Raw genomic sequence first — 18,561 nt, forward strand, 5'->3', positions numbered from 1 at the left:
ATGAAGCTCGCAGTAGTGGGTGGCGGGTCCACCTACACACCTGAACTGATCGACGGATTCGCCCGGTTGCGGGACACGCTGCCGGTCGAGGAGCTGGTGCTCGTCGACCCGGCGGCCGACCGGCTGGAGCTGGTCGGCGGCCTGGCGCGGCGGATCTTCGCCAAGCAGGACCACGCCGGGAAGATCACCACGACCACCGACCTGGACGCGGGCGTGGCCGGCGCCGACGCGGTCCTCCTCCAGCTGCGCGTCGGCGGACAGGCCGCGCGCAACCAGGACGAGACCTGGCCGCTGGAGTGCGGCTGCGTCGGCCAGGAGACCACCGGCGCCGGCGGCCTCGCCAAGGCGCTGCGGACCGTGCCGGTCGTCCTGGACATCGCCGAGCGGGTGCGCCGCACCAACCCGGACGCCTGGATCATCGACTTCACCAACCCGGTCGGCATCGTCACCCGCGCCCTGCTCCAGGCCGGGCACAAGGCGGTCGGCCTGTGCAACGTGGCGATCGGCTTCCAGCGCAAGTTCGCCCGGCTGCTGGAGGTGAACCCTTCCGAGGTCCACCTGGACCACGTCGGGCTCAACCACCTCACCTGGGAGCTGGGCGTGCGCCTGGGCGGCCCGGACGGCGAGAACGTGCTGCCGAGGCTGCTGGCCGAACACGGTGACGCGATCGCCGACGACCTCCACATGTCACGGAAGCTGGTGGACCGGCTCGGCGTCGTCCCCTCGTACTACCTGCGGTACTTCTACGCCCACGACGAGGTCGTACGGGAGCTGGGGACCAAGCCCTCCCGCGCTGCCGAGGTCGCGGCGATGGAGAAGGAGCTGCTGGCGATGTACGGCGACCCGGCGCTGGATGAGAAGCCCGAGCTGCTCGCCAAGCGCGGCGGCGCCTTCTACTCGGAGGCGGCGGTGGACCTCGCGGCCTCGCTGCTGGGCGGCGGCGGTTCGCCGGTCCAGGTGGTGAACACGTACAACAACGGGACCCTGCCGTTCCTCCCGGACGACGCGGTGATCGAGGTGCAGGCCCGGGTCGGCCACGACGGCGCGACGCCGCTGGCCGTGCCGGCCCTGGACCCGCTGTACGCCGGTCTCATCGCCAACGTGACGGCGTACGAGGACCTCGCCCTGGAAGCCGCGCTGCGCGGGGGCCGGGACCGGGTCTTCAAGGCGCTGCTCTCGCACCCGCTGATCGGCCAGTACGAGTACGCCGAGCAGCTCACCGACCGGCTGATCGCGCACAACCGGGAGCACCTCCCGTGGGCGTGAACGTCTCGGTCGTCGCCGTCGACGCGGGCAACAGCAAGACCGATGTGGCGCTGATCGGTGACGACGGCACGGTCCTCGCCACGGCCCGGGGCGGCGGGTTCCAGCCGCCGCTGGTGGGCGTGGACTCCGCGATCGACGTCCTGGGCTCGGTCCTGGACCGGGCGGTGGCCGGGCTCCCGGATGAGGCCGCCGCAGAACTGGCCTCCGTTCCCGGCTCGTTCGGGCACATCTCGGCCTGTCTCGCCAACGCCGACCTGCCGGTCGAGGAGGCCGAGCTGGCCCGGGCGCTGGAGGCCCGTGGCTGGGGGACGTCGGTGCAGGTGCGCAACGACACCTTCGCGATCCTGCGCGCCGGGGTGGACGAGCCGCGGGGCGTCGCGGTGGTCTGCGGGGCCGGGATCAACTGCGTGGGCATGGTGCCGGACGGGCGGACGGCCCGGTTCCCGGCGATCGGGCGGATATCCGGTGACTGGGGCGGCGGTGCGGGGCTGGCGGAGGAGGCGCTGTGGTTCGCCGCGCGCGCCGAGGACGGGCGCGGTGAGCCGACCGAACTGGCCCGTACGCTGCCGGGCCACTTCGGGCTCGACTCGATGTACGCGCTGATCGAGGCGCTGCACCGGGGCGCGATCCCGCTGACCCGGCGCCATGAGCTGACGCCGGTGCTCTTCGCCACGGGTGGAGCCGGGGATCCGGTGGCGGCCGCGCTGGTGGAGCGGCTGGCGGAGGAGGTGGTGGCGATGGCGTCGGTGGCGCTCAGCCGGCTCGGGCTGCTGGAGGAGGAGGCTCCGGTGCTGCTGGGCGGCAGCGTGCTGGCCGCGCGCCATCCGCAGCTGAACGACCGGGTCGCCGAACTGCTGGCGGTACGCGCCCCGAAGGCGGTGGCGCGGGTGGTGTCAGAGCCGCCGGTGCTGGGGGCGGCGCTGCTGGGCCTGGACGTGACGGGGGCGGCGCCGGAGGTCCACCGGCGGCTGCGGGAGCAGTACGCCTGATCCCGACCCCGGAGGCCTGATCACCCGGAAGCCTGATCGCTCGCCAGGGCGGACAGGAGGGGCGTCCCGTCGCGTTCGTGCGGCGGGGCGCCCCTCGTTCGGGGGAACGTGGGGGTGCCCGGGGAACCGATCGGGCGTCTCGCACGTGTACCTGATGGGGAGTCCGCAACGCATGGGGATGGCTGGACGGTCGGGGAGGCTCGGGGCGGAACCGGAGCGGTGCGAAAAGGCCGGCGACGATGCCGGTTCGCTTATGGGGATGTTTCGGGGCACGTTGCGCCGATCGCCTTGATCCACCGCGTCCGCCCTGATCGAATGCGTTGTCCGGTGCGGGATCCAGGCGTTCTCGATGTGCCGGTCCGTCACCGCGGCCATACTTCTGGCCGGGCACCGGACCGCGATCGGCCGGGGTCCGGAGCACCGTCGGTGACCGAGGGGGAGGTCGAGTGACACAGCTGCCGCAGGGCGGCCCGCAGACGCAGCGCGCGCCTGAGCAGGCGCCCGCGCCGACCGGCCTGCCCGCTCAACGACCGGGCTCCTGGGCCGCGCAGAGCCGTCGGCTGCGCGCCGTGGCGACGACCGAGCCCGGCCGCCTCCAGATCATCGGGGCCGTGCTGGCGCTGCTGGTCGTGGCGTTCGGCGCGGTGACCGCCCTGGAGATCTCGCACCGGGCCTCCGCCGCCGACGACGTGGTGGGGCGCAGCCAGCCGCTCAGCGCGGACGCGGCCAGCATCTACCGCTCGCTCGCCGACGCGGACACGATGGCGGCCGGCGGCTTCCTCGCGGGGGCGCAGGAGCCGAAGGCGGTGCAGGAGCAGTATCGGAAGGACATCGAGGAGGCGGCCCGGCTGCTGGTGAAGGCGTCGGCCAACACCGACTCGTCGACCAGTTCCTGGCAGGAGATCACCACCCTCAACGAGGTGCTGCCGGTCTACACCGGCCTGATCGAGCGGGCCCGCGCCAACAACCGGCAGGGGCTTCCGCTCGGCGGCGCCTATCTGCGGTACGCCAACCAGAAGATGACGAACGAGCTGCTGCCCGCGGCCGAGCGGCTGTACGCGGCGGAGACGGGCCGGCTCGACCGGGACTCCGCCGACGCCCGCCGGTGGCCCTTCCTCTCGCTCGCCGCCGGACTGGTGGTGCTGGGCGCGCTGGTGTGGATGCAGCGCCGCAACTACCGCCGCACCAACCGGGTGTTCAACCACGGGCTGCTGGTGGCGACGGCCGCCGCGTCGGTGGTGCTGCTCTGGCTGGCGGTCGGGCACACGGTGGCCCGCACCGAGCTGCGGTCCGCGATGACGCAGGGCCAGGAGTCGCTCGACGTGCTCAACAACGCGCGTATCAACTCCCTGAAGGCGCGCGCCAACGAGAATCTGACGCTGGTGGCGCGCGGTGCGGTGCTGACCGCCGACGGCTCGGCCGACCAGTACGAGACGGACTACACCACGGGCATGAAAGCCCTTCAGGAGCAGTTGGAGAAGGCAGAGCGGCTCGCCGACGACGAGAGCGGCAGCACTCCGGTGGCCCGGGCCGCCAAGAGCGTCACCGAGTGGCAGGACCGCCACCGCAAGGCACGCGCCACGGACGACCAGGGCGACTACGACGGAGCGTTGAAGCAGATCATCGGGGAGAAGGACTCCACCGGGCAGTCCTTCCAGCAGGTGGACACCGCGCTGCGGACCGCGCTCGCCCATGAGCAGGGCGAGTTCACCGCGGCCGCCGAGGGCGGGCGCGGGGCCCTGCGCGGCCTGCCGACCGGGGCCGCCGCGCTGGCGGTGCTGGGCGCGGTCGCCGCGATCCTCGGGGTCAACCGCAGGCTCTCGGAGTACCGGTGAGAGGGGCAGCGATGGCCAGGGCGAGAACGTGGGCGCGGCGCCGTACCTCACGGGTCCGGCTGCGCGGCTGGGGCGGTGTGACGGCGATGGCGGTGGCGTGCGTGATCACCGCCGCGCTCACGCTGCTGCCGCTCTCGCAGCACAGCGGGGGGACCGCCGTGGCGGATCAGGTGGGCGGCGGGACGACCGCGACCCTGCCGGTGCGGGCCGAGGCATGCACCGATCCCGAGGCGAGCCTGCCGCCCTCGTCGGCGGACGGGCCGGGCGTCGCGAAGATCAAGGCGCGCGGGAAGCTGGTCGCGGGCGTCGACCAGAACAGCTACCGCTGGGGGTACCGCAACCCGTACAGCGGTGAGCTCGAAGGGTTCGACATCGACCTGGTGCGGGCGCTGGCCAAGGACATCCTCGGCGACCCGAACGCCGTGATCTTCCGGGCGATCCCCACCAACCAGCGCATCGCCGCCCTGGAGCGGGACCGGGTCGACGTCGTCGTGCGGACGATGACCATCAACTGCAAGCGGCTGGAGCAGGTCTCCTTCTCCACGGCCTACTTCCGCACCGGCCAGCAGATCCTGGCCCCCAAGGACTCCGCCATCACGGGGTACGACGGATCGCTGAAGGGCAAGCGGGTCTGCTCCGGCGAGGGCACCACCGCGTACGAGGCGCTGGAGAAGGAGTCGTACGGGGCGATATTCAAGGACGAGCTCGACGGCACCGACCGGGACCCGGACCGGCTGACCGTCCCCAACCAGCTGGACTGCCTGGTCCGGCTCCAGCTCGGCGAGGTCGACGCCGTCCTCACGGACAACGCGCTCGGCGCCGGGCAGGCGGCGCAGGACCCGGCGGTGGCCCTCAAGGGCGCGGGTCCGTTCACCACCGAGTTCTACGGTGTGGCGGCGAAGAAGGGCGCCGACGATCTGGTGGCCCGGGTCAACAAGGTCCTGGTCGACTACCGCGCCGGCGGGCAGGGCAGCGCCTGGATGGTGTCGTACCGCAAGTGGCTGGCGGCCGACCTGCCCGGTATATCGGCGCCACCGGCCCCGAAGTACCGCAGCGAGTGACCCCGGCGCGCCGGGCCGCGTCCGTACCGGCGGTGACCGCGTACGGACCGGACCGGTCGCGCGCGTACCGGAGCAACTGACCCCGTCCGGGCCCACCGGCCCGGCGGCGAGAGCGGAGAGGTGATCGATGGGCGTCGCGGGATCCTTCCCCAGCTTCGCGGGGAGGCCCCCCGGCCCGGTCATGGACCGGGACGAGGCGGACCGTGCGCTGGCCCGGCTCGGCGCGGAGCACGAGGCGATCGAGACCTCGCTCCTCGCCCTGCAGGACCATGCGGGCCGCCGCCTCCTGGAGGGCGCCGAGCTGACCGGTCTCACCCGGGAGCGCTGGGCCACGACCGAGCAGTCGATCACGCTGCTGTGGGGGTACTTCGACGCCTACGCGGGCGCGCTGGAGGAGGCCCGGGACATACGGGCGCGCCGCCGTCACCCGAACCGCGAGGATCTGGCGGCCCTGACCGAGCTGCTGCGCGGCGAAGCGGTCACGGTCGCCAACTCCGGTGCGGTGCCGCCCTCCTCGGTGACGGGACCGGCCCGGCTCTCGGAGCGGTTCTCGCTCCAGGAGCTGGTGGCCCGGATGAATGAGCTGTACGCCAGGTCGCTGGACATGGTCGTCGCCTCGGACTCCGTCTGGTCGGCGCTGCCCGCCCGGATCGACCTGCTCGCCGCCGAGCTGCACCGCACCCGTTCGCTGGCCCACTCGGTCGGGGTGCGGCCCGGTGAGCACCCGGCCGGGGACGATCTGGAGGAGATCACCGGGGAGCTGACCACGCTGCGGGTGCAGGTGATCTCCGACCCGCTGGCGTTCTGGCTGCCTGGCCCCGGCAGCGCCGCGCCCGGCGGTGGCCGGCCGGACACCTCGCGGTACGACCGGGCGGCCCGCGCGCTGGAGGACGTACGGCGGGAGATCGAGGCGGTGCTGGCGGTGCGGCAGGACGCCGAGGCGCGGCTGATGCGGGTGCGGGACGTGCTCTCGCGCGCCGACCGCACGCTGACCGAGGCGCGGGCGGCGCGCGGCGAGGTGCTGGCCAAGATCGCCGCGTCCGAGGTGCCCGCCGTCAGCGGACCGGCGACCGCACTCCAGGAGCGGCTGGACATCGCCGCCGAGTACCGCAGGCGCGCCCAGTGGAACCGGCTCTCCCCGCTCCTGGAGACGCTGGAGCAGGAGGCCGAGGAGGAGCTGCTGCGCGCCCGGGAGTCGCTGACCTCGGTGACGGCCCCGCTGGCGGTCCGGGCCGAGCTGCGCGGCCGGCTCGACGCGTACAAGGCGAAGGTGGCCCGGCACGGTCTGGCGGAGGACCCGCTGCTGATCGAGCGGTACGACGCGGCGCGCCGGATGCTGTGGAGCGCCCCGTGCGATCTGCGGGTGGCCGAGCAGAACGTCCTGCGCTACCAGCAGGCGGCGGCCGAGCTGCTGACACCGCAACGGCCCGAAGGACCGGACGGGCCCCGGGGACCCGAGGACCGGCGGGGCGACCAGGGGGAGACACGATGAGTACGCAGTGCCAGCGCCCGGCGTGCGAGGGCGCCTACGAGGACGTGGGCGGAGGTGAGCTGTACTGCGACACCTGCGGTCTGGCCCCGGTCGTCTCACCGACGGGCATGGTCTCCTCGCCGCCCACCGGTATCGCGGGCGGCGGCCGGGCGAGCAGCCGCGACAGCTCCTCGCAGCGCTCCTCCTCCCGTGCCTCCGCGCGCTCCTCTTCGCGTTCGTCGACCTCGCGGCGCTCGGTGTCGGGGCGGCTGTCCCGCTCGCTCTCCGGCTCCTCCACCTCCCGTTCGGTCTCGGTGCGCTCCTCGGGCTCCTCTGCCGCCTCCTCCACCCGGGGCCGGCTGGGCGTCGGCCTGGTGCAGGTCCCGGACGTGCCGCGGCCCGACCCGCGTACGGCGGTGATGGAGAACCCGGAGGTGCCCGAGCGCAAGCGGTTCTGCTCCCGCTCCGACTGCGGTGCGCCGGTGGGGCGTTCGCGCGGGGAGCGTCCCGGCCGCACCGAGGGGTTCTGCACCAAGTGCGGCCACCCGTACTCCTTCGTGCCGAAGCTGACTGGCGGCGACATCGTGCACGGCCAGTACGAGGTGGTGGGCTGCCTGGCGCACGGCGGGCTCGGCTGGGTCTACCTCGCGGTGGACCGGGCCGTCTCGGACCGCTGGGTGGTCCTCAAAGGCCTGCTGGACACCGGCGACCAGGACGCGATGGCGGCGGCCATCTCCGAGCGCCGCTTCCTCGCCGAGATCGAGCACGCCAACATCGTGCGGATCTACAACTTCGTGGAGCACCTGGACCAGCGGACCGGTTCGCTCGACGGGTACATCGTCATGGAGTACGTCGGCGGCAAGGCGCTCAAGGAGATCGCCAACCAGCGCCGCACCCCGTCCGGCAAGCGCGACCCGCTCCCGGTCGAGCAGGCCTGCGCGTACGGGATCGAGGCGCTGGAGGCGCTCGGCCATCTGCACAGCCGCAACCTGCTCTACTGCGACTTCAAGGTCGACAACGCGATCCAGACCGAGGACCAGCTGAAGCTGATCGACATGGGCGCGGTACGCCGGATGGACGACGACGAGTCCGCCATCTACGGCACCGTCGGCTACCAGGCCCCCGAGGTCGCGGAGGTCGGCCCGTCGGTCGCCTCCGACCTGTACACGGTGGCGCGGACGCTGGCGGTCCTCACCTTCGACTTCCAGGGGTACACGAACGTCTTCGTGGACTCACTGCCGGACCCGGACAACATCGAGGTGTTCCGCACCTACGAGTCCTTCTACCGGCTGCTGGTCCGGGCCACCGACCCGGACCCGGGGAGGCGGTTCGCCTCCGCCTCGGAGATGGCCGAGCAGCTGACGGGGGTGCTGCGCGAGGTCGTGGCGCTCCAGAGCGGGCGGCCGAGACCGGCGCTGTCGACGCTGTTCGGCACGGAACTGCGCGTGACGGACACGGAGTTGTTCGCCGAGCAGATGGACGACGTGTCCCGGCTGGGCGCCCGGGCGGCCTCCTCGGGTCGCGGTGGCCGCTTCGGACAGCGCAAGCGCGGTACGGGTCCGCTCCCGGGCATTCCGGCGCAGGGCGGCGGCGTACCGGGCCAGGGCGGTGCGGCGCCGGTGGCGCCGGGGGCCGTGACGTCGGCGGTGGCGGGTGCGCTGCCGGTGGGGTCGCAGCCCGCCGGTCCGGGACCCGCGGGGGCGGCTCCGCTGACGGCGACGGCGACGCATGTACGGGGCGGCGGACCGGCAGCGGCGTACGCGCCCCCGGTCCACGCGCCTACGCCTACGCCTGCTCCTGCTCCTGCTCCTGCTCCTGCTCCTGCTCCTGCTCCTGCTCCTGCTCCTGCTCCTGCTCCTGCTCCTGCTCAGGCGTACGGGCAAGCCTCCGTCCCGGCGCCCCGGGAGGCCCCGCCCTCCCCCGCCGCACAGCCCGGCCCCACCGCCCCGTACGGCACCTCCGGGGCCACCACCGGGGGTGTCCGGCCGGCCGTGTTCGACGCGCGGGCCACCTCTCTGGCGCTGCCGGTGCCCCGGGTCGACGCGAGCGATCCGAACGCCGGGTTCCTCGCCGGACTGATGGCCTCCGCACCCGCCGAACTGATCGCGGCGCTCCAGGCGGTGCCCGCGGCCTCGCTGGAGACCCGGCTGCGGGAGCTGCGGGCCCGGCTGGAGATGCGTGAGCTGGACTCGGCCGCCGCCGCGCTGACCGCGCTGGAGACCCGCCACCCGGACGACTGGCGGGTCGTCTGGTACCGGGGCGTCGCCTCGCTGGTGACCGGTGACCACGAGGTGGCGGCGCTCTCCTTCGACGCGGTGTACGACGCGTTCCCCGGGGAGCCGGCGCCCAAGCTGGCGCTGGGGATCTGCGCGGAGGTGCTGGGCCAGCTGGACAACGCGGCCGAGTACTACCGGCTGGTGTGGGCGACCGATCCGAGCTTCGTGAGCGCCGCGTTCGGCCTGGCCCGGGTGCAGATCGCCGCCGGGGACCGGGCGGGTGCGGCGCACACCCTGGAGTCGGTGCCGGAGGCGTCGATCCACTACACCGCGGCCCGGGTCGCCGCCGTACGGGCCCGGTTGCGCGAGCGGGACCCGGCCGAGCCCCTGCTGACCGATCTGACGGCGGCCGCCGTCCAGGTGGCGGCGCTGGCCGGGTTCGGCCTGGACCCGGTGCGGCGCGAGCAGTTGACGACCGAGGTTCTGGGCAAGGCGCTGGACTGGGTACTCTCCGGTAGTCCCGGTGCCCCGCCGCCGGGCGGACCGGCGGCCGCCGGAGCTCCGGGCACCCGGAAGCTGCTCGACGCCGAACTGGACGAGCGGGGACTGCGGTTGGGCCTGGAACGCTCGTACCGCATGCTCGCCCGGCTCGCGCAGCGGGGCGACGAGAGGATCGAACTGGTGGAGCGGGCCAACCGTTTCCGCCCCCGGACGTGGGTGTGAAGATGTCAGAGAGCCACCAGCAGCCCGCCCTGGCGCGGTGTCCCGGCTGCGAGGAACCGCCGGCGTCCGGCGACCTGTTCTGCGGCGCGTGCGGCTACGACCTCTCGGCCGTACCGACCCGGACCGGCGACCGGCCGACGATGCCCATCACCGTGCCGCCGGCAGCCGAGGCCGCTCCGGCGGTCTCTCCGGCGGCCCCGCCCGCGCCCGCCGCGCCCGCGCCTGCCGCGCCCGCCTCCGCGCCCGACGCACCCGCGCCGCCGGTGTCGGCCGTGGAGTGGCCGGCCGCCTCCGAGACGGACAGCTCCGACGTGCCCGTACCCGTGCACCGGGCGACGGACCTGCCCGGCACGGACTCGGGCGGCCAGCCGCTGCCGGCGACACCCGGGGCGCACCACGACGACCAGCCGACGACACCCCCGGTGCGCCACGACGACCGGGCGGCGGCTGAATCGGCCACCTCCGTACCTCCGGGCGCCTCGGGCGACTTCGCGCTCGCCGCCCCCGATCCCCGTACGGCGGAGCCCACTCCGACGCCCGCCGCCGGCACCAAGGTCTGTGTGGCCTGCCGGTCGGGCCGGGTCGACCCCGACGGGTACTGCGAGAACTGCGGGCACGCCCAGCCCCGCGAGCGCGACCACATGGAGCAGGAGCTCGGCTCGGTGGCCGCCGTCAGCGACCGGGGCCTGCGCCACCACCGTAACGAGGACTCCTTCGCGGTCTCCTCGACCGCGCTGCCGGACGGTTCGCCGGCCGTCGTGGCGATCGTCTGCGACGGCGTCTCCTCGGCGAGCCGGCCCGACGAGGCGTCGGCGGCCGCCGCGAGGGCCGCCAACGAGGCGCTGCTGGAGTCGCTGCCGCGCGGCACGCACCCGCAGCAGGCGATGCACGAGGCGATCGTCGCCGCGTCCGAGGCGGTCAACGCACTGGCCCAGGACTTGGCCGGGGCGGCCGAGCACGAGGCCCACCGCCATCAGAACGCACCGGCCTGCACGCTGGTCGGCGCGATCATGGCGGGCGGGCTGCTGGTGGTCGGCTGGGTCGGCGACAGCCGGGTCTACTGGGTGCCGGACGACCGCACCGGACCGGCCGCCCGGCTCACGGAGGACGACTCGTGGGCCGCGCAGATGGTGGCGGCGGGCCTGATGAACGAGGCCGAGGCGTACGCGGACGAGCGCGCCCACGCCATCACCGGCTGGCTCGGCGCCGACTCCTACGAACTGGAGCCGCACACGGCCTCGTTCAAGCCGGACCGCCCCGGCCTGGTGGTGGTCTGCACGGACGGCCTGTGGAACTACGCGGAATCCGCCGAGGAGATGGCCGCCGCCGTGCCTCCGGAGGCCCACCGGCGACCGCTGCACGGCGCCCAGGTGCTCGTCGGGCACGCGCTCGACGGCGGGGGCCACGACAACGTAACAGTGGCTCTGCTGCCGTTCGCCGTGGAGCCGCAAGGGGCAGGATCGGCCTGCACCACCGTTTGAGTCTCAGGGAGCAGACCGGATGGCCAACTTCTCGAAGTCGAACGTGCCGCAGTTCTCCGTCGAGGTGTACCAGAACGCGTTCCTGCCCGAGGGCGGCCGCGAGGTCAACGCGATCGTCACCGTCACCTCCACCGGCGGCGGCACCACCGGCGGTATCCCGCTTCCGCGCGCGGCGGCCTCACCCGGACACGTACCCGGATACGGGCCCGGGCCGGGGCAGGCGCCGAGCGCCGCGGTGGTGCTGATGGTCGACTGCTCCGGTTCGATGGACTACCCGCCCACGAAGATGCGCAACGCGCGCGACGCGACGGCGGCCGCGATCGACACCCTGCGCGAGGGCACACGGTTCGCGGTGGTCGCGGGGACGCATGTGGCCAAGGACGTCTACCCGGGCAACGGGCGGCTCGCGGTCGCCGACGCGCGGACGAAGGCCCAGGCCAAGGAGGCGCTGCGGAGGCTGAGCGCGGGCGGCGGGACCGCGATCGGCACCTGGCTGCGGCTGGCCGACCGGCTGCTCGCCTCCGCCGACGTCGACATCCGGCACGGCATCCTGCTGACCGACGGCCGCAACGAGCACGAGGCGCCGGAGGACCTGCGGGCCGCGCTGGACTCCTGCGCGGGCCGGTTCACCTGTGACGCCCGGGGCGTCGGCACCGACTGGGAGGTCAAGGAGGTCACCTCCATCTCCTCCGCGCTCCTCGGCACCGCCGACATCGTCGCCGACCCCGCAGGCCTCGCCGCCGACTTCACGCAGATGATGGAGAACGCGATGGGCAAGGAGGTCGCGGACGTGGCGCTGCGGCTCTGGACGCCCGTCGGCGTGGAGATCCGGTTCGTGAAGCAGGTGGCGCCGACGGTCGAGGACCTGACCGGCCGGCGCACCGAGGCGGGCCCGCGCGCCGGGGACTACCCGACCGGCTCCTGGGGCGACGAGTCCCGCGACTACCACGTCTGCGTCCTGGTCCCCGAGGCCGGGATCGGCCAGGAGATGCTGGCGGCCCGGGTCTCGCTGATCCTGCCCGACCCGTCGGGCGCGGGGGCTCCGCAGGTGCTCTCGCAGGGGCTCGTACGGGCGGTGTGGACGGACGACATGGTGGCGTCGACCTCGATCAATCCGCAGGTCGCGCACTACACGGGTCAGGCGGAACTGGCACAAGTCATCCAACAGGGTCTGGATGCGCGCAAGTCGGGCGACTTCGACGGTGCGACGGCGAAACTGGGCCGTGCGGTGCAATTGGCATCGGCGTCCGGCAACCAGGACACTGCGAAACTGCTTTCGAAGGTGGTCGACGTCGTCGATGCGGCGACCGGTACTGTGCGACTGAAAGCGAAGGTCGCGGAAGCGGACGAGATGACCCTCGAAACGCGCTCCACCAAGACCGTTCGCGTCAAGAAGTAACAGCACTCGGTGGCCGAACGGTCACGATCGATCGACAGCATGACGGCCCCCGGGGCCGGACGAGGAGAGGGGGAAGCGCCGACATGCCGACCTGCCCGAACGGACACCAGTCGGGTTCCGAGGACTGGTGCGAGGTCTGCGGACACCGCATGACCGGAACGGGCGCCCCCGCCGGCGCCGTACCTCCGCCGCCCCCGCCGCCTCCCGCGCCCGGTTACGGCTATCCGCCCCCCGTCGGCAACGACGGCGGCCCGCCGACGATGCAGGCGGAGCTCTGCCCGCAGTGCCGTACGCCGCGCGAGGCGATGGCGCCGTACTGCGAGGAGTGCCGCTGGAACTACATCACCAGCACGGCGACCTCGTACACGCCGCTGGCCCCGCAGCACAGCACGCCGAGCGGGTCCGGCGGCCCGGGTGGCCCCGTCGGCCCGCCGCCCGGTCTCAACCTGCCGCCCGGCTTCCTGGCCCAGCAGGGTCCTGGAGGCCAGGGTGGCCCGGGTGGCCAGGCAGGTCCTGGAGGCCAGGGTGGTCCTGGCGGTCCCGGTGGCGCGCCCCCGTCCCAGCCTCAGTCCCAGCCGCACCGGGACCCGTTCGAGTTCCAGGGTTCGCGGCCCTCGCAGGTGAACCGTCCGGCCGAGCCGCTCGCTCCGGGGCAGACCGGTCACGGCGGCGCGTCCGGTCACGGCGACCGTTCCGGTCACGACGGCCAGGACGAGCGCGGCGGCCCCCCAGGTCCCGGAGGACAGAGCGGACCGTCCGGACCGGGCGGTCAGGCCGGTCCCCCGCCACACGCGTTCCAGCAGGGTCCGCCGCCTCCGCCGGCCTTCCAGCAACAGGGCCCGCCGCCTCCGCACCAGCAGCAGGCACCTTCACCGTTCGAGCCGCAGCAGTCCTCGCCCTTCGCGCCGCCCCAGCAGCAGGCACAGCGCGGCGGTGGCGACGACTGGGTCCTGTCGCCGCCCTCCCAGCCTCAGACCCGGGCACCGCAGCAGGCCCAGCAGCCGCCCCAGGCGTTCCAGCAGCAGGCCCCGTACCAGGGCGGTCAGCAAGGGCAGGGCGGTCAGCAGACCGGTCACCCCGACCGGAACCAGGGGACCCCGGACAACCAGGGCTACGGCCAGGACCAGGGCTACGACCGCAACGGGCCGCAGCACGGCCAGGACCAGGGCTACGACCAGGGCCAGGGCAACCAGGGCTACGGCCAGGTCCCCGGTCAGGGACAGCCGCAGCAGCCCACCGCCACCACCTGGACCGCCGTCATCGCGCCGGACCGTGCGTACTTCCTGGCGATGATGCAGCGCAGCGGCCCCGAGGCGACCGGCCTGAACCTGCCCGCGTACTCCCCCGAGCAGCGCCTGCCGCTCACCGGGACCCAGGTCACCATCGGCCGCCGCCGGCAGAGCACCGGCGAGTCCCCGGACATCGACCTGTCCGTGCCGCCGGAGGACCCGGGCGTCTCCCACCAGCACGCGGTGCTGGTGCAGCAGCCCGACGGCGGCTGGTCCGTGGTCGACCAGAAGTCCACGAACGGCACCACGCTCAACGGCGCCGAGGACCCGATCCAGCCGTACGTCCCCGTCCCGCTCCAGGACGGCGACCAGGTGCACGTCGGGGCCTGGACGACGATCACGATCCGCCGGGACTGAAGACCCTCATCCGCCCAGCGGCCAGGTGTACGGCCCCTCCGGGTCGTCCAGCCAGGACCACTGCCGGCCGTCCGCGACCGTGACGCCGTACCTCTCCCGCCGCGGGTGCTCCTCGCGCTCCCAGAGCGAGAGGGCCTCGCGCGGATCGAGGCTGCCCGCCGTCAGGGTCAGCAGGAACCGGAACAGCTCGTCCCCGATCGCGCGCCTCGGCACTCCGCCGGGGCGCGCGATGGGTTCCGGCAACGGTGAGGCTCCGCGCAGGGGCACGAAGTACGCCGGGGTGTGCAGGAAGTGCCCTTCGGCGTGCGGGCCGTGCGCCGTCGCGCGCACCTCCAGCGAGACGAGCCCGGTCGCGACCGGTGCCAGGATCCGCGCTCCGGGAGCGCACTGTTCCGGCCAGGCGTGCGGTACGCAGGGCAGCGTGCAGGTCGCGATGATCCGGTCGTACGGGGCTCGCCGCGGACAGCCACGGGCCCCGTCGCCGGTGATGACCGTCGGGCGGTATCCGGCGGCGGCGAGATGGCTGCGGGCCGACTCCGTGATCTCCGGTTCGAGATCGACGCTGGTCACCGCCGTGTCGCCGAGCCGGTGGGAGAGCAGCGCTGCGTTGTAGCCGGGCCCGGTGCCGATCTCCAGGACGGTGTGGCCGTCGCGCAGGTCCAGGGCGTCGAGCATCAGGGCCATCAGCGAGGGCTGGCTGGAGGACGAGATGAGTTCGCCGTCCCGCATCCGGGTGGCCAGCGCCTCGTCCCCGTACACTCCGCGCAGCCAGCGCCGACGGCGTACGGGGTCCGGATCGTCGCCCCAGAGCCGCTCGTAGCCGCGGCTGCCGTGCACGTAGTAGTACGGCACGAAGAGGTGGCGCTCCACCTCCTCGAAGGCCCGGCGCCAGGCGGGGTCGGTGAGCCCGCCCTGCCCGACGATGTTCCGCACGAGGGTCTGACGCGCCTGGTCGGCCTCGGGGCCGGAGCCGGTCCCGGCGGGGGCTTCCCGGTGTGCGCCCATGTCTCCACTGTCCTGCGGCGGGACGGCGGAGGCGAACGCACGCGGCCGCACGCGACCGCAGACGGTCGGACGGGAGGCGGTCCCGGCCATTGGTCCTAGGACCCCTGACCTCGGCCGCCGCGTCTGCGACCATGGACGGGTGACAGAGATTCCGCGCGACACGCTTCAGGAGCAGACCTTTTACGAGCAGGTCGGCGGCGAGGAGACCTTCCGGCGCCTGGTCCACCGCTTCTACGAGGGGGTCGCGGGCGATGAGCTGCTGCGGCCGATGTATCCGGAGGAGGATCTGGGCCCGGCCGAAGAGCGCTTCACCCTCTTCCTGATGCAGTACTGGGGCGGCCCGCGCACCTACAGCGACCACCGCGGCCACCCGAGGCTGCGAATGCGGCATGCCCCGTTCCGGGTGGACCGGGCGGCCCATGACGCGTGGCTGGCCCATATGCGGGTCGCGCTGGACGAGCTGGAGCTGGCGCCGGAGCACGAGCGGCAGCTGTGGGACTACCTGACGTACGCGGCGGCCTCGATGGTCAACACGGCGGACTGACCGCTCCGGCAGGAGAGTCGACACGGCGGACTGAAACACTCCGGCAGGAGAACAGCGGGCAGCGGCCCGTCCGCCTCAGCCGTGCCCCACGGTCAGAGCCAGCGACCCCAGCCCGCCGACCGGGTCCCGGCGCAGGGCGACCGAACCGAACGGGGTCCGCAGCCGCAGCCAGCCGCCCGAGGCGAAGAGCGAGACGGGGAAGCCGGGGTCGGCGCGGAGGAAGCCGAGGGACTGGGCGGCGTGGACCGCGCGCAGCGGAAGTTCGGTGGCGCCGACGGGCCGGGACCAGATCTCGCGGCCGATCCGGTCGCGTTCGGCGCGGGTGCGCAGCTCTTCCGGCAGCGCCTCGTCCCGCGTACGGAATTCGGCGACGGCCGCGTCCAGAGCGGCGCGCAGGTCGTCCGGCCGGGGTAGCCCGGCCTGTTCGCGCCAGGGCCCCCTGGGCGGCAGGACGCCGGTCCAGGGCGGCCCGGTGACGGGTTCGGGCAGCGCACCGCCCGGCTCACCCGGCCCCTCCTCGGCCGCATCCGGGGACGGTGACAGGGAGAGGGACTCCAGCAGCTCGCCGGCCGACACCGTGACGTCGAGCGTCTCGGGCCGGGCCAGGCGGGCCGTACGGACGGCGAGGACCTCGAAGGAGGGCGGCCGGCCGAACACGGCCAGTGCGTCGCCGCCGCCCGCCTGCAACCGGACCGCGGCGGCCCGGTCGTAGTGGAGCAGCCGGCCGAGGAAGGCGGCGAGATCCGCCGCCTCCCTCGGGTCGGCGAACAGCAGCGACTGCACAGGCACGGTCATGCCGCGGCGACTTCCTCTGCCAGGTACTGCTGGAGGAAGAGCTTCTCCTCGGCGGAGATCCGCCGGGGCCGCTCGGCCACCAGGTCGTACGGGACGACGACGGTCGAGGCCCGTACGTACACCTGCTCGGGGTCCTTGATCTCGTAGGCGATCGTCAGCGACGCGGCGCCTATCTTCGTGACCCACGACTCGACGGTCACCGGCTCGTGCCGGTGGACCAGCGGCCGTACGTAGTCGATCTCGTGCCGGGCCACGACGGACCCGCCCGAGAACGACGGCGAGCCGTCCCCCGGCGCCAGCCGGAACATGAAGTCGATGCGCGCCTCCTCCAGATAGCGGAGGAAGACCACGTTGTTGACGTGGCCGAAGGCATCCATGTCCGACCAGCGAAGGGGGCAGCTGTAGAGGTGACGAGCCAAGACGATCAGCCTCGCGTGAGCTTCTTGTACGTGGCGCGGTGCGGACGGGCCGCGTCCGCACCGAGTCGCTCGATCTTGTTCTTCTCGTACGACTCGAAGTTGCCCTCGAACCAGTACCACTTGGACTCACCCTCGTAGGCGAGGATGTGCGTGGCGACGCGGTCCAGGAACCAGCGGTCGTGGGAGATGACCACTGCGGCGCCCGGGAACTCCAGCAGCGCGTTCTCCAGCGAGGAGAGCGTCTCGACGTCCAGGTCGTTGGTGGGCTCGTCGAGGAGCAGCAGGTTGCCGCCCTCCTTGAGCGTCAGCGCCAGGTTGAGGCGGTTGCGCTCACCACCGGAGAGGACGCCGGCCGGCTTCTGCTGGTCCGGGCCCTTGAAGCCGAACGCGGAGACATACGCCCGCGAGGGCATCTCGACCTGGCCCACGTTGATGTAGTCCAGCTCGTCCGAGACGACGGCCCAGAGGGTCTTCTTCGGGTCGATGTTGGCGCGGGACTGGTCGACGTAGGAGATCTTGACCGTGTCGCCGACCTTGATGGAACCGGTGTCCGGCGTCTCCAGGCCCTGGATCATCTTGAACAGCGTGGTCTTGCCCGCACCGTTCGGACCGATGACGCCGACGATGCCGTTACGGGGCAGCGTGAAGGACAGGTCGTCGATGAGGACCTTGTCACCGAAGGCCTTCGAGAGGTTCTCGACCTCGACGACGATGGAACCGAGGCGCGGGCCCGGCGGGATCTGGATCTCCTCGAAGTCCAGCTTCCGCATCTTGTCGGCCTCGGCCGCCATCTCCTCGTACCGGGCGAGACGGGCCTTGGACTTGGTCTGGCGCCCCTTGGCGTTGGACCGCACCCACTCCAGCTCTTCCTTGAGCCGCTTCTGGCGCTTCTCGTCCTTGCGGCCCTCGACCTTGAGGCGGGCGGCCTTCTTGTCGAGGTACGTGGAGTAGTTGCCCTCGTACGGAATCGCGCGGCCGCGGTCGAGCTCCAGGATCCACTCGGCGACGTTGTTCAGGAAGTACCGGTCGTGGGTGACGGCGACGACCGCACCCGCGTACTTCGAGAGGTGCTGCTCCAGCCAGTTCACCGACTCGGCGTCCAGGTGGTTGGTGGGCTCGTCGAGGAGGAGCAGGTCCGGGGCCTCGATGAGGAGCTTGCAGAGCGCCACGCGGCGCTTCTCGCCACCGGAGAGGTTGGTGACCGGCCAGTCGCCGGGCGGGCAGCCCAGGGCGTCCATGGCCTGCTCCAGCTGGGCGTCCAGGTCCCACGCGTTGGCGTGGTCCAGGTCCTCCTGGAGCTTGCCCATCTCGTCCATGAGCGCGTCGGAGTAGTCGGTCGCCATGAGTTCGGCGACCTCGTTGAAGCGCTGGAGCTTGCCCATGATCTCGGCCGCGCCGGCCTGGACGTTCTCCAGGACGGTCTTGCTCTCGTCGAGCTTCGGCTCCTGCATGAGGATGCCGACGCTGAACCCGGGCGACAGGAACGCGTCACCGTTGGACGGCTGCTCCAGGCCCGCCATGATCTTCAGCACCGTGGACTTACCGGCGCCGTTGGGCCCCACGACACCGATCTTCGCGCCGGGCAGGAAGTTCAAGGTGACGTCATCAAGGATCACCTTGTCGCCGTGCGCCTTGCGCGTCTTGCGCATGGTGTAGATGAACTCAGCCAAGAGAAACCGTCCGGCAGCAATAGAGGTGTGGGCAGATACAC

Annotated in this window: 14 protein-coding genes; 10 read left to right on the forward strand and 4 right to left on the reverse strand. The window is 72.9% G+C overall.

Annotation, left to right across the window (positions count from 1 at the left end):
• The 9 genes from ACIRR8_RS02430 (at position 1) to ACIRR8_RS02470 (ending at position 14,087) form a co-directional block, all read left to right on the forward strand.
• Positions 1-1,266: a 6-phospho-beta-glucosidase gene (locus ACIRR8_RS02430; RefSeq protein WP_404058060.1), complete on the forward strand. Its 1,266-nt coding sequence runs from the start codon at positions 1-3 to the stop codon at positions 1,264-1,266.
• A complete protein-coding gene (locus ACIRR8_RS02435; protein ID WP_404058062.1) occupies positions 1,257-2,255 on the forward strand; it encodes an N-acetylglucosamine kinase in 999 nt (332 codons plus the stop codon). The genes ACIRR8_RS02430 and ACIRR8_RS02435 overlap by 10 nt, the downstream gene beginning before the upstream one ends.
• Positions 2,256-2,701: 446 nt before the next feature.
• A complete protein-coding gene (locus tag ACIRR8_RS02440; protein WP_404058064.1) occupies positions 2,702-4,090 on the forward strand; it encodes a hypothetical protein in 1,389 nt (462 codons plus the stop codon).
• 11 nt (positions 4,091-4,101) lie between these two features.
• Positions 4,102-5,151, forward strand: coding sequence for a glutamate ABC transporter substrate-binding protein (locus ACIRR8_RS02445; protein WP_404058066.1), 1,050 nt, complete (start codon positions 4,102-4,104; stop codon positions 5,149-5,151).
• Between the two features lie 127 nt (positions 5,152-5,278).
• Positions 5,279-6,643 (forward strand): hypothetical protein, encoded by a 1,365-nt coding sequence (locus ACIRR8_RS02450; protein WP_404058068.1) that lies wholly within the window; start codon positions 5,279-5,281, stop codon positions 6,641-6,643.
• Complete coding sequence (locus tag ACIRR8_RS02455) at positions 6,640-9,561, forward strand: tetratricopeptide repeat protein (RefSeq protein WP_404058070.1); 2,922 nt, start codon at positions 6,640-6,642, stop codon at positions 9,559-9,561. Before ACIRR8_RS02450 ends, ACIRR8_RS02455 begins: the two co-directional genes overlap by 4 nt.
• A gap of 2 nt (positions 9,562-9,563) precedes the next feature.
• On the forward strand, positions 9,564-11,042 hold the full coding sequence (locus ACIRR8_RS02460) for a protein phosphatase 2C domain-containing protein (RefSeq protein ID WP_404058072.1): 1,479 nt from the start codon (positions 9,564-9,566) through the stop codon (positions 11,040-11,042).
• A 19-nt stretch (positions 11,043-11,061) separates the two neighbouring features.
• Complete coding sequence (locus ACIRR8_RS02465) at positions 11,062-12,441, forward strand: VWA domain-containing protein (RefSeq protein WP_404058074.1); 1,380 nt, start codon at positions 11,062-11,064, stop codon at positions 12,439-12,441.
• Positions 12,442-12,524: 83 nt separating this feature from the next.
• Positions 12,525-14,087, forward strand: coding sequence for an FHA domain-containing protein (locus tag ACIRR8_RS02470; RefSeq protein ID WP_404058076.1), 1,563 nt, complete (start codon positions 12,525-12,527; stop codon positions 14,085-14,087).
• 6 nt (positions 14,088-14,093) lie between these two features.
• Here ACIRR8_RS02470 and ACIRR8_RS02475 read toward each other — a convergent pair whose 3' ends face one another.
• The gene (locus tag ACIRR8_RS02475) at positions 14,094-15,092 is read right to left on the reverse strand and encodes a methyltransferase domain-containing protein (RefSeq protein ID WP_404058078.1); all 999 of its coding nucleotides are present in this window, start codon (positions 15,090-15,092) and stop codon (positions 14,094-14,096) included.
• A gap of 139 nt (positions 15,093-15,231) precedes the next feature.
• Between ACIRR8_RS02475 and ACIRR8_RS02480 the strand changes: the two genes are divergently transcribed.
• On the forward strand, positions 15,232-15,636 hold the full coding sequence (locus tag ACIRR8_RS02480) for a globin (protein WP_404058080.1): 405 nt from the start codon (positions 15,232-15,234) through the stop codon (positions 15,634-15,636).
• Positions 15,637-15,711: 75 nt separating this feature from the next.
• On the opposite strand, the gene ACIRR8_RS02485 is transcribed toward ACIRR8_RS02480, so the two are convergent.
• Genes ACIRR8_RS02485 through ettA form a run of 3 tightly spaced genes read right to left on the reverse strand, consistent with a single transcriptional unit; the run spans position 15,712 to position 18,520 of the window.
• Positions 15,712-16,431, reverse strand: coding sequence for a hypothetical protein (locus ACIRR8_RS02485; protein WP_404058082.1), 720 nt, complete (start codon positions 16,429-16,431; stop codon positions 15,712-15,714).
• Positions 16,428-16,850, reverse strand: coding sequence for an acyl-CoA thioesterase (locus ACIRR8_RS02490; protein WP_404058084.1), 423 nt, complete (start codon positions 16,848-16,850; stop codon positions 16,428-16,430). The genes ACIRR8_RS02485 and ACIRR8_RS02490 overlap by 4 nt, the downstream gene beginning before the upstream one ends.
• 5 nt (positions 16,851-16,855) lie before the next feature.
• Positions 16,856-18,520 (reverse strand): energy-dependent translational throttle protein EttA, encoded by a 1,665-nt coding sequence (gene ettA / locus ACIRR8_RS02495; protein ID WP_404058086.1) that lies wholly within the window; start codon positions 18,518-18,520, stop codon positions 16,856-16,858.
• Between the last annotated feature and the right edge of the window lie 41 nt (positions 18,521-18,561).

This window comes from Streptomyces sp. NPDC101178 (assembly GCF_044767965.1).
Taxonomy (GTDB): Bacteria; Actinomycetota; Actinomycetes; order Streptomycetales; family Streptomycetaceae; genus Streptomyces.

Excerpts from the sequence above, each read along its gene's own strand:
- ACIRR8_RS02430 (WP_404058060.1), top strand. The coding sequence starts at position 1 with ATGAAGCTCGCAGTAGTGGGTGGCGGGTCCACCTACACACCTGAACTG.
- ACIRR8_RS02445 (WP_404058066.1), top strand. The coding sequence starts at position 4,102 with ATGGCCAGGGCGAGAACGTGGGCGCGGCGCCGTACCTCACGGGTCCGG.
- ACIRR8_RS02450 (WP_404058068.1), top strand. The coding sequence starts at position 5,279 with ATGGGCGTCGCGGGATCCTTCCCCAGCTTCGCGGGGAGGCCCCCCGGC.
- ACIRR8_RS02455 (WP_404058070.1), top strand. The coding sequence starts at position 6,640 with ATGAGTACGCAGTGCCAGCGCCCGGCGTGCGAGGGCGCCTACGAGGAC.
- ACIRR8_RS02460 (WP_404058072.1), top strand. The coding sequence starts at position 9,564 with ATGTCAGAGAGCCACCAGCAGCCCGCCCTGGCGCGGTGTCCCGGCTGC.
- ACIRR8_RS02465 (WP_404058074.1), top strand. The coding sequence starts at position 11,062 with ATGGCCAACTTCTCGAAGTCGAACGTGCCGCAGTTCTCCGTCGAGGTG.
- ACIRR8_RS02470 (WP_404058076.1), top strand. The coding sequence starts at position 12,525 with ATGCCGACCTGCCCGAACGGACACCAGTCGGGTTCCGAGGACTGGTGC.
- ACIRR8_RS02475 (WP_404058078.1), bottom strand. The coding sequence starts at position 15,092 with ATGGGCGCACACCGGGAAGCCCCCGCCGGGACCGGCTCCGGCCCCGAG.
- ACIRR8_RS02485 (WP_404058082.1), bottom strand. The coding sequence starts at position 16,431 with ATGACCGTGCCTGTGCAGTCGCTGCTGTTCGCCGACCCGAGGGAGGCG.